This window comes from Roseofilum sp. KMC-1 (genome assembly GCF_057802075.1).
In genome coordinates this window covers 4,238,430-4,256,004 of the sequence record NZ_CM173605.1, presented here as the reverse complement: position 1 = coordinate 4,256,004, position 17,575 = coordinate 4,238,430, and the positions used below count along the sequence as shown (strand labels likewise).

The 17,575-nt window shown below is 45.3% G+C and carries 18 protein-coding genes and 1 pseudogene; 15 read left to right on the top strand and 4 right to left on the bottom strand.

Annotated features, from left to right (window positions below):
• The first annotated feature begins 235 nt into the window (after window positions 1-235).
• A complete protein-coding gene (locus tag AC3FZD_RS19570) occupies window positions 236-1,609 on the top strand; it encodes a dolichyl-phosphate-mannose--protein mannosyltransferase (protein WP_488737622.1) in 1,374 nt (457 codons plus the stop codon).
• Between the two features lie 68 nt (window positions 1,610-1,677).
• Complete coding sequence (trpB, locus tag AC3FZD_RS19565) at window positions 1,678-2,910, top strand: tryptophan synthase subunit beta (RefSeq protein WP_488737621.1); 1,233 nt, start codon at window positions 1,678-1,680, stop codon at window positions 2,908-2,910.
• 204 nt (window positions 2,911-3,114) lie between these two features.
• Here the strand turns inward: trpB and AC3FZD_RS19560 are convergent, their stop codons facing one another.
• Entirely contained in the window at window positions 3,115-4,200 is a 1,086-nt protein-coding gene (locus tag AC3FZD_RS19560; protein ID WP_488737620.1) for an ATP-binding protein, read from the bottom strand.
• Between the two features lie 319 nt (window positions 4,201-4,519).
• Window positions 4,520-4,714, bottom strand: coding sequence for a hypothetical protein (locus AC3FZD_RS19555; RefSeq protein ID WP_488737619.1), 195 nt, complete (start codon window positions 4,712-4,714; stop codon window positions 4,520-4,522).
• A gap of 358 nt (window positions 4,715-5,072) precedes the next feature.
• Here AC3FZD_RS19555 and AC3FZD_RS19550 point away from each other — a divergent pair, with 358 nt between their 5' ends.
• The 13 genes and pseudogenes from AC3FZD_RS19550 (at window position 5,073) to AC3FZD_RS19490 (ending at window position 15,084) form a co-directional block, all read left to right on the top strand.
• Window positions 5,073-5,876: a VMAP-C domain-containing protein gene (locus AC3FZD_RS19550; RefSeq protein ID WP_488737618.1), complete on the top strand. Its 804-nt coding sequence runs from the start codon at window positions 5,073-5,075 to the stop codon at window positions 5,874-5,876.
• A 95-nt stretch (window positions 5,877-5,971) separates the two neighbouring features.
• Window positions 5,972-7,093, top strand: coding sequence for an AAA family ATPase (locus AC3FZD_RS19545; RefSeq protein WP_488737617.1), 1,122 nt, complete (start codon window positions 5,972-5,974; stop codon window positions 7,091-7,093).
• Window positions 7,090-9,681: an SAV_2336 N-terminal domain-related protein gene (locus AC3FZD_RS19540; RefSeq protein ID WP_488737616.1), complete on the top strand. Its 2,592-nt coding sequence runs from the start codon at window positions 7,090-7,092 to the stop codon at window positions 9,679-9,681. The genes AC3FZD_RS19545 and AC3FZD_RS19540 overlap by 4 nt, the downstream gene beginning before the upstream one ends.
• Before the next feature lie 183 nt (window positions 9,682-9,864).
• Window positions 9,865-10,215, top strand: coding sequence for a diversity-generating retroelement protein Avd (gene avd, locus AC3FZD_RS19535; protein ID WP_488737615.1), 351 nt, complete (start codon window positions 9,865-9,867; stop codon window positions 10,213-10,215).
• Window positions 10,216-10,222: 7 nt separating this feature from the next.
• On the top strand, window positions 10,223-11,308 hold the full coding sequence (locus tag AC3FZD_RS19530; protein WP_488737614.1) for an RNA-directed DNA polymerase: 1,086 nt from the start codon (window positions 10,223-10,225) through the stop codon (window positions 11,306-11,308).
• A 168-nt stretch (window positions 11,309-11,476) separates the two neighbouring features.
• A pseudogene (locus tag AC3FZD_RS19525) lies at window positions 11,477-11,653 on the top strand (hypothetical protein); the annotation flags it as partial.
• Between the two features lie 267 nt (window positions 11,654-11,920).
• Window positions 11,921-12,166: a UPF0175 family protein gene (locus tag AC3FZD_RS19520; RefSeq protein WP_488737613.1), complete on the top strand. Its 246-nt coding sequence runs from the start codon at window positions 11,921-11,923 to the stop codon at window positions 12,164-12,166.
• Window positions 12,163-12,663: a PIN domain-containing protein gene (locus AC3FZD_RS19515; RefSeq protein ID WP_488737612.1), complete on the top strand. Its 501-nt coding sequence runs from the start codon at window positions 12,163-12,165 to the stop codon at window positions 12,661-12,663. Before AC3FZD_RS19520 ends, AC3FZD_RS19515 begins: the two co-directional genes overlap by 4 nt.
• 19 nt (window positions 12,664-12,682) lie before the next feature.
• Window positions 12,683-13,549: a formylglycine-generating enzyme family protein gene (locus tag AC3FZD_RS19510; protein WP_488737611.1), complete on the top strand. Its 867-nt coding sequence runs from the start codon at window positions 12,683-12,685 to the stop codon at window positions 13,547-13,549.
• Between the two features lie 199 nt (window positions 13,550-13,748).
• Complete coding sequence (locus AC3FZD_RS19505) at window positions 13,749-14,090, top strand: hypothetical protein (RefSeq protein WP_488737610.1); 342 nt, start codon at window positions 13,749-13,751, stop codon at window positions 14,088-14,090.
• A gap of 206 nt (window positions 14,091-14,296) precedes the next feature.
• Window positions 14,297-14,614: a nucleotidyltransferase family protein gene (locus AC3FZD_RS19500; RefSeq protein WP_488737609.1), complete on the top strand. Its 318-nt coding sequence runs from the start codon at window positions 14,297-14,299 to the stop codon at window positions 14,612-14,614.
• Window positions 14,601-14,843 carry a HepT-like ribonuclease domain-containing protein gene (locus tag AC3FZD_RS19495; RefSeq protein ID WP_488737608.1) on the top strand — a complete coding sequence of 81 codons (243 nt, stop codon included), beginning with the start codon at window positions 14,601-14,603 and terminating at the stop codon, window positions 14,841-14,843. Before AC3FZD_RS19500 ends, AC3FZD_RS19495 begins: the two co-directional genes overlap by 14 nt.
• Before the next feature lie 22 nt (window positions 14,844-14,865).
• Window positions 14,866-15,084, top strand: coding sequence for a HepT-like ribonuclease domain-containing protein (locus AC3FZD_RS19490; protein ID WP_488737607.1), 219 nt, complete (start codon window positions 14,866-14,868; stop codon window positions 15,082-15,084).
• 46 nt (window positions 15,085-15,130) lie between these two features.
• On the opposite strand, the gene AC3FZD_RS19485 is transcribed toward AC3FZD_RS19490, so the two are convergent.
• Both AC3FZD_RS19485 and AC3FZD_RS19480 read right to left on the bottom strand, forming a co-directional pair.
• Window positions 15,131-16,345 (bottom strand): alginate O-acetyltransferase AlgX-related protein, encoded by a 1,215-nt coding sequence (locus AC3FZD_RS19485; protein ID WP_488737606.1) that lies wholly within the window; start codon window positions 16,343-16,345, stop codon window positions 15,131-15,133.
• Complete coding sequence (locus AC3FZD_RS19480; protein ID WP_488737605.1) at window positions 16,329-17,471, bottom strand: alginate O-acetyltransferase AlgX-related protein; 1,143 nt, start codon at window positions 17,469-17,471, stop codon at window positions 16,329-16,331. Before AC3FZD_RS19480 ends, AC3FZD_RS19485 begins: the two co-directional genes overlap by 17 nt.
• Window positions 17,472-17,575: the final 104 nt, after the last annotated feature.

The following is a 17,575-nucleotide window of genomic DNA, read 5'->3' as shown; positions in this document are numbered from 1 at the left end:
AAACTTATTTATGGCTCATTTGTTTATAAAACTTAACATTGAGTTGCCAAAACATTGATTTTTGTATGATCGTCAATGAGCCATCTATAGTGTATCTCAGAGGGACAAATTTCTGGATGAATAAATATAAAGATATGCTTAATTAATCGAGGAGCGCTAAAGGATACAGTAGGGGCGGGTTTGAAACCCGCCCCTACAATAGACTATATACTCATACTTTCTATGCCTATTCGCCATGTCCCAATCTAAGCCTACTACCCTGTGGTCAAGTCTTCCCTGGTTTAGCTGCGGTTTATTGCTGCTTTGGATCGTTGCTTTAGGACTAAGATTTTGGGGGTTAAACCGGTTTAATACCCTGGTTTTTGATGAGGTCTATTTTGCCAAATTTGCCCAAAATTATTTAGATCGAAACCCCTTATTTGATGCCCATCCTCCCCTAGGAAAATACCTGATTGCCGTGGGAATGGCCCTGGCGGATTACTTTTCTTGGGGCGATGCATCAGTGACCAATGATTTAACCGGTTCCCTGCGCTCTCCCTGGAGCTATCGCTGGTTAAATGCTTTTACCGGATCGTTGGTTCCTTTGCTGGTTGCGGCTCTCAGTTATCAGTTAACTCACCGCAAAAGTTATGCCCTGTTATCGGCGGGATTAATGACGATAGAAGGCTTGTTTTTAGTCGAATCTCGCTATGCTTTGATCAATATTTATTTAGTGTTATTTGGATTGCTCGGCCAGGTATTCGGATTATGGGCCTTGCAAACCCGACCTCAATGGCGCACTCTAGGGCTGATTTTATCTGGGATAAGCTTTGGATTATCGGCTGCGGTGAAGTGGAATGGGTTGGGGTTTTGGCTCGGATTTTGGGGGGTTATGATCGCGATTAAGGTTTGGGAAGGTTGGGGTAAGGGCGATCGCCAATTTCCCAATCTATCCTGGTATGATCGCGCCGCCGAGTTCAAGCTGTGGACAATTCTCCTCTATGGCTTGATTGTACCTTATTTAACCTACGCCCTAGTTTGGATTCCCCATCTTCAACTCAATCCTGAGTATAGCTTCTGGCAGATGCAAGGGGAAATTATCGGCTATCATCAGCGCATTGGTGGCGGTGAGGAAGTCCACGCTTATTGCTCCTCTTGGTTCAGTTGGCCGTTTTTAATCCGTCCCGTTGCCTATTATTATCAAACGGTGAATGATGGGCAAGTCATTTTTGATGTTCATGCCTTCGGAAATCCCCTATTATGGTGGGGCGCAACAATGGCGATCGCCACCTTATCCTTGTGTCTTTTACAGCGTCATCAAGCCCCAACCCTCTTCAATCTCTCCCTCTATCTCAACATCAACTATCTCGCCAACTGGCTCCCCTGGAGCTTAGTTAGTCGCTGTATATTTCTCTATCATTACATGGGCGCTCTCCTATTCTCCATTTTAGCCCTCAGTGTTATTTTGGAGAGCTGGATGTATCATGAGCAGCCAAAATTTCGGCAGTTAGCAATAATTGCTTTAGGAATAATGGCGATCGCCTTCCTCTTTTGGCTCCCCATCTACCTCGGTCTCCCCCTCTCCCCCCAAGCCTTCCGTCTACGCATGTGGTTCAACACCTGGATTTAGCCATTGATGGGACGCTCACAGGTGCTTAAAATGGGATGGTATCCCATTCGTATCATCATAGAGCCACTGTGACTACCACTCCAATCAATCCTCCTCAAACCATCACCTCCGTACCCGATCTCCTCGGCCGGTTTGGTCAATTTGGCGGCAAATATGTCCCCGAAACCCTCATGCCTGCCCTAGCCGAACTAGAGCAAGCCTATGATCGTTATCGCCACGACCCCGAATTCCAAGCCGAACTACAAGGCCTACTCCGAGATTATGTCGGTCGTCCCAGTCCCCTCTACTTCGCCGAACGACTCACCGCACACTACCGTAAACCCGATGGCACGGGGCCCCAAATCTATCTCAAACGGGAAGACCTCAACCATACCGGCGCACATAAAATCAATAATGCCCTGGCTCAAGTTCTCCTAGCCAAGCGCATGAAGAAACAGCGCATTATCGCCGAAACCGGAGCCGGACAACATGGGGTTGCGACTGCCACGGTTTGTGCCCGGTTTGGTCTGAGCTGTGTGATTTATATGGGCGTTCAGGATATGGAGCGCCAAAAGCTCAATGTATTTCGGATGCGACTGATGGGGGCTGAAGTGCGTCCCGTGGAAGCGGGAACCGGAACCCTTAAAGATGCCACCTCGGAAGCCATCCGCGACTGGGTAACGAATGTGGAAAGCACCCACTATATCCTAGGCTCCGTGGCTGGCCCCCATCCTTACCCAATGATGGTGCGGGACTTTCATACCATTATTGGTGAAGAAACTCGCGGCCAAGCTTGGGAAAAATGGGGCGGACTGCCGGATATTCTCTTGGCTTGTGTGGGCGGTGGCTCAAATGCCATGGGACTTTTCTATGAGTTTGTGAAAGAGCGTTCGGTACGCCTGATTGGTGTGGAAGCAGCCGGAGAAGGGATTGATACCCATAAGCACGCGGCTACCCTCACCCAAGGCCAGGTAGGGGTTTTGCATGGAGCCATGAGCTATCTGTTGCAAGATGATGATGGTCAGGTGATTGAAGCCCATTCCATTAGTGCTGGCTTGGATTATCCGGGAGTTGGCCCGGAACATAGCTATTTGAAGGAAACGGAACGGGCTGAATATTACAGTGTGACCGATCGCGAGGCCGTGGCGGCTTTTCAGCGCTTATCGCAATTAGAGGGCATTATTCCTGCTCTGGAAACTTCCCATGCGATCGCCTATTTAGAAACCCTCTGCCCCCAACTTGAAGGTAATCCCCGCATTATCATCAACTGTTCCGGACGGGGCGATAAAGATGTGCAAACCGTGGCGCAATACTTGGGTTAAGTCCGGGAATGGGGGACGGGGAGACACAGAAACTCCCTACTCCCTACTCTTTAAAATAAAAAAACGCCCCACGAGTGGGCGTCCATCAGGGTGCATCAAATTCAATATAGCATAGAAATGAGGGGTGTCACCCCCCACCCCTATATTTTTTCATCAGAAGTTTTTATGGAAGCAACCAGAAGCATTGTTATAAGCTGATTTGAGTTAACGAGGCAGACGAATCGTAAAGGTTGTCCCTTCGTGTTCTTGGGATTCAAAGCTAATTTCCCCTTGGTGAGCATCAACAATGGATTTGGCGATCGCCGTTCCCAACCCTGTCCCCCCCCGTTTCCCATGGGTGACAAATGCCTCAAAGAAGTGTTCTTGAATGGCTTTGGGAATTCCATGGCCATTATCCCGAATCTGGATCACCACCCATTCCGCCTGGGTTTTCGCCGTCACCTCAATGCGTCCACCCTTACCTTCAAAGGCTTCTACTGCATTAGTAATAATATTTTGTAAAACCCGCAACAGCTTATTCAAATCGGCATAAATTTCTACTGGTTCAATATCCACAATCCACTCCACATTAGCCGACTCTAAGTACACTCGATTAAGCTTTTCAAATTGCTTAAATAACTCCGACAGTTGCATCGGTTGCCGATAGAGCGTAGCATGGCCCTTAGAAAATTCTAAAACTTCTTCCGCCATGCCCAACATGCGAGTAATTTGTGCTTGAATCAGATCGCACCATTCTTGGGTCTCTTCATCGGAGTGCATCTCCTTGAGCATAGAGCTAGAGAGCTGAATGCCATTAAAAGGGCTTTTGAAATCATGGATAATGGTATTCACCATTTCCCCCACCAACACCATTTTTTGTTTATGTACAATCTGATTCACATATTGGGTGGTTGTCATGCGAATATGGTGGATAATATGCCGAAAGAGGGCTAAGACGACTTCTCCCTTGCTGCTTTGTAAAATGTCCATCAGCTTATCCTGGGGAATTTTCGCTAAGACCGTTTCTTCAGCAGCCGTTGCTCTGGCGCTCCTGGGTTTGCCATCCAAGACCCCAAACTCCCCAAAAAAGTCATTTTCCTTAGCTAAGGCGATCGTTTGATATTTTTCGGTATCGATCATCTTGCTAAATTCCACTTGACCGGCTAAAACGAGATAGAGTCCATCAGGAACTTCACCTTCCTCAAAGATCACAGTCGGCTGCTCAAACTCAGTAATAGTCGCAAGATCGCACAATTGAGCGACTTGAGCGGGTTCAAAATAGCTAATAAACGGGTGGGATTCCAAGTTCATGGCTCACCTTGAATCTTAGATGGTAATAATGTTGATGCAATCCTAATGGACTGATTTTAGTTTACCGGACTTCAGCCCTGAGCTAAATGAATAATTGTTACTGAAGTGATATCAATTAACAATTTTCAGGTCGGACGTAATCCGAAATTAAAAGTTTAGGGAGCAAGATGCTCCCACTCCAGTAAGATCGGGGGATTTGATATCAATTAAAGCTAATTTCCCTGATGACGTTTGCGAGAGCGAATTGCAGTGCATACAATCATGAGCTGTACAACAATAACCGTCCCAATCCCCAGATATAATGCTGACCACCCATCAGCTACACCTTCTTAAGATTTGTAGGCACAATGGGATCTTGTGAATCAGGCGATGTTGAAGTCGTTTCAGCCGCAAGGGATGGGGATAGGCTGGACAGGAGTAGAATTACTACACTGATCGCAGCAAGTAATAATTGTTGACGGCGACCATGACGGTGGCCATCAGCAGTGGTAGACTGAGAGTGAAGTAAAAACATGAGTTCGATCTCAATAGTTAACTTTGGCTAGGGATCGGGCTTTTCTTTTCCCTAGAGAGGCTGAAACTCTTGATTTGTCAAGGTTTTACAGACCCATGCTCTTAGTAAAGCATTCACCCTATGGTTCTCCTGTCGAGAGTCGCCAGCAAGCTAAAAGTTTTTTTGATACTGGCTGTAATGCAGATCTGGTATAGTGTTTTCAGCGATCGCCAGCAAACTCTCCCGACTTGTTGTCGATCGACAGCAACTCATTAGCGATCGACAGCAAATTGGCGAATGTCAAAGGAAACGCAAAATTCAAAGAAGGAATATGGTTGGTTGAGCGATCGCGGCCGCGAAAAGCTCAATCGTGTTCTAGATGCCTACTTTCAGGTCAAGTGCAAAGAAAATAAAGCAAAACCTGCGGGCGATCGAACAAAGCTTAGGCGAATTCTTCGACATCAACTCGCTTCTCTTCTGGCAGCAGAGTTTTGACGAAGTACCAGAGCATTTGCCAGCACGTTTGAAAGCGCTTATTGGGCTTGCAGAACAAAAATTATTGAATCGCAAAGTGTATGAAAAACTTACTCTAGAAGTGTTTTTGCCCTACAACTATCTTGATTATCGTGTTGATGAATTGCAAATTCAAGACGAATTTGGCGAAGCCACTACATTAGGACGACAGTACGCTGTTGCCGTTCGTTCTCTGGATCGCAGCCAGAATACGACGCTATCCCTCCAACTAGGAAATCGCTACAATTTTCTGCAAACAGTGATTCGTAATCAAAACATTCGAGAATATTTTTACCCAGCAGAGAACAGCAAATCGGATAGCAATATCGACTACAAAAACTTTAACCTAGAACTCGAAAAATACATTGGATTGAAATGGCCGCATCAGTTACCAGAAGATAAAAACGATCGCCTCAAGTTATTTCAGTGTATCTTAAAATCAGGGATTCCAGTGGTGACGTGGGTGTTTGTGCCCAAGGAAGAACCTCAAGAAACGCTCCAAGCCTTCGATCGCCTGCTAACCGCCGAAAATTTAAGCAATTTCTATAAGTTCGGTCTAGAAATTAGAACGGTTCGCTGTACACAGCAGCATCCTCTGGAACATATTGGTTTATTGTGGGATTGTCCCCATCGAGTCCCACCCTTACCCCCTCCTTTGAGCATTCCTTAGTAGTAACGTCTAAACTCAACCACCCATGCCCATTATTAATTGTTAATTGTTCATTATTAATTGTTAATTGTTCATTATTAATTGTTAATTGAATTATGTCTAACTGGAAACACTTTATTGGCAACAGCGACCCGCACGACATTGGGAAAATGCCCGCTCCTCCCCCTTGGCGGAAGTTTCTGCCTCAAGAGCAATTTAATTCTAAGAAAAGTAACACGCGCTGGAGAGCCTTACAAACCTTAGCCCAAAAGAACAAACGATCGCTTGAACGGGGGCGTAGTTTTCGCATACCAGAAGGGGATACCACGATCGCCAATGCAGTCAATGCGGCTTTATACTTGCGTCGTCCCCTACTGCTGACGGGAAGGCCGGGGTCAGGCAAGACTTCATTGGCGTATGCGATCGCCTACGAGTTAAACTTGGGGCCGGTGCTGTTGTGGCCCATTACTGCCCGTTCCAGCTTAACCGATGCCTTGTATCGTTATGATGCCATAGGTCGCTTGCAAGACGCGCAGTTCAAAAAAGCAGAATTGGAACTACAAATTTTGGCGGCTAAAGCTAAACAGACAGAGGTTGACTCCGAACAGATAACTGCCCTCAAAACTGAAGAAAACTTAGGGGATTATATTAGTCTTGGCTCAGTAGGAACAGCATTCCTACCGTCGCATCAACCGCGAGTCTTGCTGATTGATGAAATAGATAAAAGCGACCTCAACTTACCCAATGATTTGCTTAACCTGTTTGAAGAAGGGGAATTTGAAATTCCCGAACTGGTGAGGCAAAAAGGAGAAGGTTCTGTATCTGTGCGAACAGAAGATGAGGGCATTAAGGCAGACATTATCAATGGTAAAGTTCAATGCTATGAATTTCCCTTAGTCGTGATGACCAGTAATGGCGAGCGCGATTTTCCTCCAGCCTTTTTGCGACGATGTTTGCGCTTGCGAATGCCCGATCCGACCCAAGAATCGCTTAAGCCGATTGTTGAGGCTCATTTTCAGCAAGATCGCCCAAACAATTGGGAGGCAGCGCAAGCAGAAGTTACCGAGAGTATCCAAGAGTTTGTTAAGAAGGTTCGGGATAAGAAGGATAATCTAGCTACTGACCAACTGCTGAATGTGATTTACCTGATGACTCAAGAAGCGACGGTGGAAGAGGGCGATCGCCAAAAACTCAAAGAACTGTTATTCAAAAAACTATCGAGTGATGCGGATCGATGAGTGTTGAGCGATTAATTGCCACATTAGGACAGGAGTTTGCACTGGGCGGTAGAGACATCGCTGAGGTGTTCTGGTTGCTAACCCAGTGGCAAACAGAGGAAGAAAAAACGGGAACTCCTCAACCTGAAGTGAGAGAACTGGTATTATCAACAGTGGGAGCAGGATCGGAAACTGAAGTTAAGCCGTATCAACCCCATGAGCCGGAGATACCAACGGTACAGATCTATCCTGAGACTTCTCCAGAAATAGAACGGGGAACCCTACCGATTGAAGCCCTACCGATCGCCGTTCCTGACCCATCGACCATTGATAATACCCTGGAATTCGTGCGATCGCTGCGTCCCCTATGCAAAAAAGTCCCTGTGCGTACTGGGGGTAAACTGAAGGTCAACGAAGCAGCAACAGTAGAGAGCATTGCCCGAACCGATATCTGGCTTCCCGTCTTAGAACCAGAAGTCGAGCCTTGGTTTGAAGTCGCCCTCATCTTTGACACCAGTCCATCCATGACGTTGTGGCAGCGCACCTTAGAAGAACTAGAATTGTGTCTCAAGCGCTACGGAGCATTTCGCGACCTGAGAACCTGGCAATTAGAGGTAAACCAGTGCCAAGAAGTTCATCTAAAAGCCAACGCCACCAGTCCCCCGCGCAGCCCCAAAGAAATCCTACCTCCAGATGGTCGCTGCCTTACTCTGATTTTCAGTGATTGCGTTGCCCCTTATTGGTGGGATGATACCTTATTCACCCCATTGACTCAATGGGCAACAGTCATGCCAACCGCCATCTGGCAAATGTTCCCGGAATGGATGTGGGAGCGCACCGCTTTGGGTAAGGGATATATGGTTTCTTTGCGGGGAACCCTATCAGGAGCGACGAGCCAACAACTACAAGCAAAGGCCTTATCTTTGTGGGATGACGAGTATTTGGACGGGGGAACCCAACTGCCGATTCTTACTACCGATCCAGAAGCAGTCAGTGCTTGGAGTCGCATGGTAGCCGGGAAACGGAATATTTCTATGGCTGGTGTGGTGTTACCACCGAAAACAGATCCCCCTGAATCCCCCTTAGAAAGCAAGGGGGGTTGGGGGGATCGAGAGAGCAGCGACAACTCCTCTATCGTCCAGAGATTTCGGTTATTCTCCTCTCCACAAGCGCGACGGTTAGCGGGATTGCTCTCTGCTGCTCCAGTCATTACCTTACCGGTGATACGCTTAATTCGCGCTGCCATGATGCCAGGAACTTCAGTGTTACCGGTTGCTGAAGTGTTTTTAGGTGGCTTGCTCAAACCGTTAGGCGACAGTCAAAGTACGGTTACTGAGCGAAGTCGAAGTATCGATCTCGTTCAATATGACTTTGCACCAGGGGTACGGACTGAACTGCTTGATAGTTTACCTAAAGTAGATGCGCTAGAAGTCCTCAATGAAGTATCGGGTTATGTGGCCGAAAGATTAGGCCTATCCCAGCGCGAATTTAGGGCATTAGTTCTCGATAGTCAGTCGGCTGAAAAAGAAGGATTACAAGCCTTTGCTCAAATAACCGCAGAAATATTGGGGCGCTTGGGTCAGGAATATGCCGAAGAAGCTGCTAAGTTTGCCAGAGCGGGAGGAATACCAGACCCTGGTTCAGAACCAACGCTACAAGAAGGTTCTTTTGACATAGCAACCATTGAGGTAGAAGAAGAAGAAACAGTTATTTTTACCTCAGATGTAGGGACTTTGGAGCGAAAAAGAAATTGGGTAATTCGCAAGCGAAAACAAGAATTTCCGGGAGTGATTGAAGAACTACCAGAGGGAGTGAAACTAGAGTTAGTGGAAATTCCCCCAGGAGACTTTATCATGGGTTCGCCGAAGGGTGAACGAGAGCATCGAGACGATGAAGGGCCACAATACAAAGTGAATGTCCCTGGTTTTTTGATGGGTCGCTATCCCATCACGCAAGCGCAGTGGAAAGCAGTGGTCAACAACGTACCAACCATTCAGCGAGAACTCGATCCTGATCCTTCACGGTTCAAAGGAGATAATCGACCGGTAGAAAGGATTTCTTGGCGAGATGCTGTAGAGTTTTGCGCTCGCTTATCTCAATACACTAAGAAACAGTATGTCCTCCCCTCAGAAGCTCAATGGGAATATGCTTGTCGCGCAGGAACCATCACCCCATTCCATTTTGGAAAAACCCTGACGACAGATATCGCCAACTATAATGGCAACTTTACTTATGGTGAAGGGCCAAAAGGAAAATATCGAAAGCAAACGACTACTGTCAGTCATTTTGGGGTAACTAACGCCTTTGGTTTATACGATATGCATGGAAATGTCTGGGAATGGTGTGCAGACCCCTGGCATAGTAATTATAAAGGAGCGCCAGAAGATGGGTCTGTATGGGATGAAAAGCATAATGATAATCGTTATCATGCCTATAATGATTTTTTAGTCAACCTTTTGGGGAGCGATCACCGCAGAATCCTACGCGGTGGTTCTTGGTACCTCAATCCTAGGTACTGTCGCTCTGCGATTCGGCTCTTCAACAATCCCGTCAATCAGCTCAACGACGTTGGTCTGCGGGTTGTCCGTCTCCCCCCCAGGACAATTTAGCCCTCTGCTCTTTTGCCCTTTTGCCCTTTGCATGTTTCTCGCCAGAGGCGAGTCGAAATTTTTGGCAAATATTGACTTAAAGATCAACCTTATGGTTTTCCTTGAGGGTCGTTTATAAAATTCAGTTGTAGCCTGTATTCTACCATGGAAGATCAACCCATAGTTAGCTCCATGTAAAAATATATGAACAAATTGCCTATTATCCAGAAAACCTATGATTTGATTAAATGGTATGTTCCTATCCTGAATCGCTTACCTCGCGACCATAGGTTTACATTGGGAGAGCGATTAATCCATAACTTGTACAGTTTCTTAGAAGATTTAATTCGAGCCAGATTCACTAAAAAAGAGCGGTTGAGTCGTTTGCAAGAAATCAACATACAACTCGACATTATTCGATATCAAACTCGTTTGCTCTATGACTTTGACCTCATGGGAGAGAGTCGCTACGAATACGTCAGTCAGAAAATTAATGAGATTGGACAGGACTTAGGAGCATGGATCAAACAAAATCAGAAGTCTTTACCCTCCTAAATTCCTGATGAAACGCTATAATCACCTCTGGGCAAAAATCCTAGCCTGGGAAAACTTACTATTTGCTGCTCGCCGCGCCCAGAGAAGTAAACGATTTCGGGATAACGTATTAGAGTTCAATTATAATTTAGAACCCAACTTATTGCAACTCCAAGCCAAATTAAAAGACAAGACTTATCAATCTGGAGCCTATAGAACCTTCAACATATACGATCCCAAGCCTCGGTTAATTTCTGCTGCTCCGTATCGAGACCGAGTGGTACATCATGCCCTCTGTAATATTATTGTTCCCTTAATCGAACGCTCTTTTATCACGGATACCTATGCCAACCGTTGGGGATATGGAAGCCATCGTGCCCTGCCACGTTTTACAGACTTTGCGCGTTCAAGTCGTTATATTTTGCAATGCGATATTCGCCGATATTTTCCCAGCATTGACCACGAAATTCTCAAGACCAAGATTCGCCGAAAAATTAAATGTGAAGACACCTTGTGGTTGATTGATACGATTATTGATGGCAGCAATCCCCAAGAGTCTGTCATTGACTATTTTCCTGGAGATACATTGCTAACTCCTCTGTGCCGACGGAAAGGATTACCCATTGGCAACTTAACCAGTCAGTTTCTGGCTAACTTCTATCTCGATAGCTTTGACCACTTTGTGAAAGAAAACCTAAGATGCCACCAATACTTGCGTTACGTTGATGATTTCGCTTTGTTCAGTAATGACCGCGAGTTTTTAGTGGCAGCCAGACCCGCAATAGAAGAGTATCTAACCACCATGCGGCTCAAAATTCATCCCATTAAAAGCCAACTGTTTGAAACGCAATATGGTGCTAACTTTGTAGGATTCCGAGTCTTCCCAGATCGAATTCGGGTTCGTAGTGATAACTTGAGACGAGCAAGAACAAGACTCAAGCAAATGCAAGAAGATTACCATCAAGGAAATCTTTCATCAGAAAAACTAGAACAACGACTGCAAAGCTGGAAAGCTCATCTAGATCATGGGGACACTTATCGATTGAAAGAATCGATTTTCCAAACTTATCAATTTTTCCCTCCTGATTCTCAAGAACTGCCGATTGAACTATAGTAAGTCTAATTAAGAATGGGACATGCTTGTAGGGGCGAACGGCCGTTTCGCTTCGCGACATGAACGCCCCTACAGATACGGTCGTTGTAGATATATCGTGTTGTTCTATTCTTATTTAGATCTACTATATTGTACAGATGGGACAGGCATTGAAGCGGTGGTTCTTGGAACAACAATCCTAGGAACTGTCGCTCTGCGATTCGGAACAACAACAATCCCGACAATCAGAACAACAACATTGGTCTGCGGGTTGTCCGTCTCCCCCCCAGCACTCTTTGCGTGCCAGAGCTGGCAGATGGGAATCTGTCGGGCGTGCCGAAGAAGAGTCCAGACCTGTTCCAGTGATGTTGCCTGGCAGCATCCGAAAATCAACTGGAGTCGGGTAGCCTAGTAAGCGTTGCTGAACCGTTACTTGACTCCGCCCCAACCCAACTATAACAAGGGACAAAGGATGGTGGATAATGGGTGATGAGTACAACTGTTCGTTGGTTTCCTCTGTTATACAGTCGAGTATAATGCTCAACCCCCTCCACCACAACATTCTTCTATTCGTTGTTTCGGCTGTCGCCGACATGAAAATTGTTCATTGTTAATTGTTAATTGTTCATTGCCATGAGCGTTGTTGTCCCTGATGAAATCTTAACAGTAACCCGCATGACTGAGGCTGAAATGCGTCAAGAAATTGCGGTTATGCTTTTTGAGCGTGAGAAGCTTACACTTGCCCAAGCTAGTCGATTTGCCCGAATACACCGGGTTGCATTTCAGCACCTACTTGCTAGTCGTCGTATCCCCGTGCATTATGGGGTCGAAGATTTTGAACAGGATATTCAAAACCTACGGGAGATGGGTAGATTGTGATTATCGTTAGTGACACATCACCCATTAACAATCTCGCTGCGATCAATCAGATCAGTCTTCTTCATCAACTATACGGAATGGTTCTGATTCCTGAAGCTGTTTATCGAGAACTCACTGATCCTAATTTTCCTGTGGCAGGTGCGACCGAAGTACAAACCCTTGACTGGATTCAAACTCGTGCTGTTAGCGATTGCACACTCGTCGAAGCTCTGAGTAACGAACTTGATATCGGAGAAGCAGAGGCGATCGCCCTAGCAGTCGAAATTCAAGCCGAGCAAGTTTTGATTGATGAACGCCGAGGCCGGCTCATCGCAAGTAGGCTGAATCTCCATTACACAGGTATCCTGGGAATCTTGGTCGAAGGGAAAAATCAAGGCTTGATCGCGGAGGTCAGACCTTTATTGGATGCGTTGATCGGTGAAGCTGGATTTTGGGTTGCAGAACCTTTGTATAACAGTGTTTTGCAACTTGTTAACGAAATTGAAAAACGTTGTTAATTGTTAATTGTTAATTGTTATGGTTAGACTCACAATCCGGAAGTCAAGGGGAACAGCCCAATACTACATAGAAAACCTAGGAAATAATATCGAGCTAGAAATGGTGAAAATCCCCCCAGGAACATTTGTCATGGGGTCACCTGAAGATGAACTAGAGCGTGACAATGATGAAGGGCCACAGCATGAGGTGAGTGTAGGAGAGTTTTTTTGCGGTCGCTACCCCATTACTCAAGGTCAATGGAAACAAGTGGTAGAGAGTACGGAAAAGATTGACCGAGAGCTTAATCCAGACCCTTCAAATTTTAAGGAAGATTATGAAAACTATGACTGTTGGAGCCGTCCAGTAGAGCAAATATCCTGGCATGATGCCCAAGAGTTTTGTAGGAGGCTGAGGCAAAAGACCGGAAGAGATTACAGACTGCCGAGTGAAGCGCAATGGGAATATGCCTGTCGAGCGAATACAACAACTCCATTTCACTTTGGAGAAACGATAACAACGGATTTAGCTAATTACTGTGGAGAAGATCGAGAGATATATGGAAAGCATTACAGTGGTTCCTATGGGAGAGGGCCAAAAGGAGAATATCGTCGACAAACGACTCCCGTAGGGTATTTTCAAGTGGCAAATAGCTTTGGTTTGTACGATATGCATGGGAATATGTGGGAATGGTGTGAAGATGATTGGCACTCAAATTATGAAGGCGCACCAGGAGATGGGAGTGCGTGGCGATCGCAGGAATCATATACTACAAAAGTAGTACGCGGTGGTTCTTGGGGCAGCAATCCTAGGGACTGTCGCTCTGCGATTCGGCTCAACCTCGATCCCGACGCTCAGTTCTACAGCAGCATTGGTCTGCGGGTTGTCCGTCTCCCCCCCAGGACTTAATTGCCCTCTGCTCTTTTGCCCTTTTGCCCTTTGCATGTTTCTCGCCAGAGGCGAGTCGATTTTTTTGAGCGATTTTTAACTAGAGTAACCAACCTTACTTTTATCTAAATTGAGATCGCCCAAGATAATCTTGAATCATTGATTCTCTTCGCCGTCTGAGTATAATGGTATTTTCGATCTATGTATAGAGGCGATGGCCATGAAAGTCCAATTGAAACAGCATTTTCCTTTGTTCGTCTTTGGTTTGGTCACCTTTGCTCTGCTCTATGGTTGTGCATCATTATCCCAGCCTCAACCCTCTCAAGGAATGTTAATGGATGTTGCTACTAATCTAGTTACCCAAAAGTTCGTCAATTCCTCTTGCGAAGAGTTATCACAGATAAAGTCTGCTGATCCAAATGAGGCTTCCGGCCCAGAAGCAGCATTGCAAAAGAAAGCCATAGAAATGCTGCGGAATAATCCGCAAGTGCGCGAAGAATTTATTAATCGTGTTGCGCCACAAATTGCTAACCGGATGTTTGAATGCGAGCTGATTCCCTAGTTGGGGTAAAGCGGTTAAACTATAGTCATATCAAGGAATTGCAGGAGTGCGAGCATCTTGCCCGCTACATTAACCAAACACGCTCCCACTCCTTTGTCAAGCACATTCCCAGAAAAATTATTCATTGTTCATTGTTAATTGAAAAACATTGATCATTGGTAACATTCATGTTACCGTAACTAAGTGTTAATCCCACTCCCAAGTCTATGCCGATTCAAATTCCGATTGACGATCGCCAAATTGCCCAGTTCTGCGATCGCTGGAAGATTACGGAACTCGCATTATTTGGTTCGGTCTTGCGAGAAGATTTCGATCGCGATCGCAGTGATGTTGATGTTTTGGTTTCCTTTGCCGAAGATGCCCGTTGGACTCTGCTGCATTTGGTAGACATGGAAGATGAATTACGGGAAATATTTGCCAGAGATGTCGATTTAGTCGAACGTCAAGGTATTGAACAAAGCCGAAATTATCTGCGGCGCAAAGCAATTTTAAGTTCCATCAAAACGATTTATGCAATCTCGTGAGATCCACTACTTACTGGATATGCTAAATGCAGCCAAGTTAGCTCGGGATTTTGCTTCCGGGATCGAGTGGGAAGATTTTGAAGCGGATCTCATGCGCCAAGCAGCCATTACTCGCGAAATTGAAATTATTGGAGAAGCTGCTCGGAGAATTTCTGAAGAGTCTCAAGCGGAAGTTCCCGATACAGCGCTTCGCGCGGTAATGAGGTACAGTCGAAAAAGATCTCCCTAAATCCCCCTTAAAAAGGGGGACTTTGACTGCCCCCTTTTTTAAGGGGGGTTGGGGGGATCGAAATGTACCGCATAGCAGCGAAAACTGCTGTATTCCTTGGCATCAAATTATTGGAATGCGAAATCGGATTGTTCATGAATACGATCGCTTAAATTTAGCGACAATATGGCAAACGGTTCAGAATGCATTACCAGAATTAATTATGATTTTAGAAACTCTGATCCCTCCTGAAGAAGTGTAGGAGTTTGATGTCACTCTTTTGTCAAGCACCGTCCCAGAAAAACTGTTCATTGTTCATTATTCATTGTTAACGGTTGTAACCGGTTAAATAACAAATTCGCCGCCAATTGATTACCCTTTAAATTCCAATGGGTATCCCGCAACAGATAAAGGACTTCCTCTTTCCCCGCTTCTTGAAACGGCTCTAACATATCCAAATAGTCAATACCATGAGCTTTCAGAGTTTCAATCACCACTTTTTGAGGCAGTTCTAGATCGTAGTCTTCCGGATTGAGTTGATAAGCAGTAAAAATTTTTTCGGCTAAAGTGGAATTAACTTGATATTCTGAAGGATAAATCGCCACCAGAAAGGGTATATTTTCTGCTTTCAAAATTTCTGCCATTTCTACTACTGCTTGCAGAGAATATTCAAACTGAGGTGTAAATTTTCCCCCTTGATAGTCAGCAATATGATTGATTTCCAATTTCCAGCGTTCAATCTCTAAAAAAGTTTCTTCTGAATACATCGGTGGGGGTTCTGGACTGGGGCTAGGAGTAGGCGTTTCTTGGGCAACTGCTCCTTCTATGAGTTCAAGCTTTCCTTGATTTTGCTGTTGAGCTTCTTGCAATTTCAGTTGCTCTTGAAACACTCGATAGCGCTGTTGCAAAAACAACCAAACCCTAGATTGGCCGATCAAGGGATATCCAAAGAGTTTCACTTCCTTAGTGCGATCGACATCAATAAACGTATCGTTGAGAACAATCCGTTTTTGATTCACCGGGGTATGTAAATCATTGCCCACAAAAAAGCCCAAAACCACTAAATCGGGATTGAATTTTAGCCCATATTTTTTGAGCATCCCTAAATACATGGGTGGATCAGCCATGGGAAAACCCACATTAATTACATCCACTTTAGGCGATCCATAATGGGCTTCAAACTGTTTTTCCAGAATTGCCGTATAGTTACCGTCTAAATTTCCTGCCCAGCTATAGGAATCTCCAATCACAACAATGCGGTAGTTCCCCGGTGTTTTCTCTAAGGGATAATCGCGATCGTTAAATCCATATGCATTGGTTCCAGGAGCATCAGGATTCACTCGAAATCCCAGATCTGGATCGTACTGAAAAAAGCCCTTAAATAGATAAGGTTCCGTCACAATCATAAACAATTCTGCCGTCAACCAAGGAACCCCAATCCACAAGAAACCTAAAAGTCCCCAATGGATGAACTTACGCCCATTCAGTTTTTGCCTCTCTTTGGTTTTATTTGCTTTCAACATAATCTAACAAATTCCGATATAAAATATCTGAGGCTAATTGATTACCCGCCGGATTCCAATGGGTATCTCTGAGTAAGTATAAGGTTTCGGTTTGACCTGCTTGACGGAACCGATCGAGCATATCAATATAGGGGATTCCCTCTCGATCGAGAAACTCAATCAGCAACTTTTGCATCAATTCTAGGTCGTAGTCTTCCCGATTCAGCTTATAGGTTTCAAACAGTTGATCGACTAAGGCTTGATTCACTTGAAATTCATCGGGATAAATCGCTACCTTAAAGTCGATTTGGCGCTCCGCCAAAAATTGCTTCATTTGGGCAATACTGTCAAACAGATACTTGATTCTATCATCATATTTCCCCTCAGCGTGCGCTCTGAGGTTACAAAATTCTAATCTAGCGCGTTGGATTTTTAAAAATGTATCTTCTGTAAATGTCCCCTGCTCCTCCTCTGGAGTTAGGTTAGCCCATGCCGGTTGTTCAATAACCGCCGTTTCTCGAAATACTTTGTATTTTTGCTCGATAAACATCCAGAGGCGAGACTTGAAAATAATGGGATAGCCTAAAATCTGAATTTCCTTGCGCTTATCAATGTCAATTTGCGTATCATTGACCACAATCCGTTTGCGGTAGGGGTCAGCATCAATGAAATCATTACCTACAAAGACACCCAAAACCACTAAATCGGGCTGATATTGCAAGCCGAACTTTTGCAACATAATTAACTGTTCGCCCGCATGAGTCATGGGATAACCCGCATTAATGACTTCTACAGGAGGTAAATCTGGGGTTTGAGCGAATTGGTTCTCTAGAAGGGTTGTGTAGTTGCCCTCTAGACCCCCCGCCCAGTTGAAGGAATCCCCCACAATCATCATTCTCACCGTTCCAGGAGTGCGTTCGAGGGAATAGTCTTGGTCGTTAAACCCAAACTGGTTCGAGCCTAAAGTATTCGGTCTCACCCGAAATCCCATATCGGGATCATACTGGTAGAAACCCTTGAAGAGTAGGGGATCGAGTAGGATCATGGCCAATTCAACTGTAATCCAAGGAATGCCGATCCAGCAGAGCAAGAGGAGGGCAATTTGAGAGATTTTATTGACTTTGAGAGGTTTTGTCGGTTTAATCATTAAGAAAGTTTACAAGGTGAACTCACCTGAAGGGCCTGCCAGGCGATCGTAATCATTAAGGTAGTCCAAAATGAGAGCGAACCCAAGGTTCGTCTTTCCTAAAA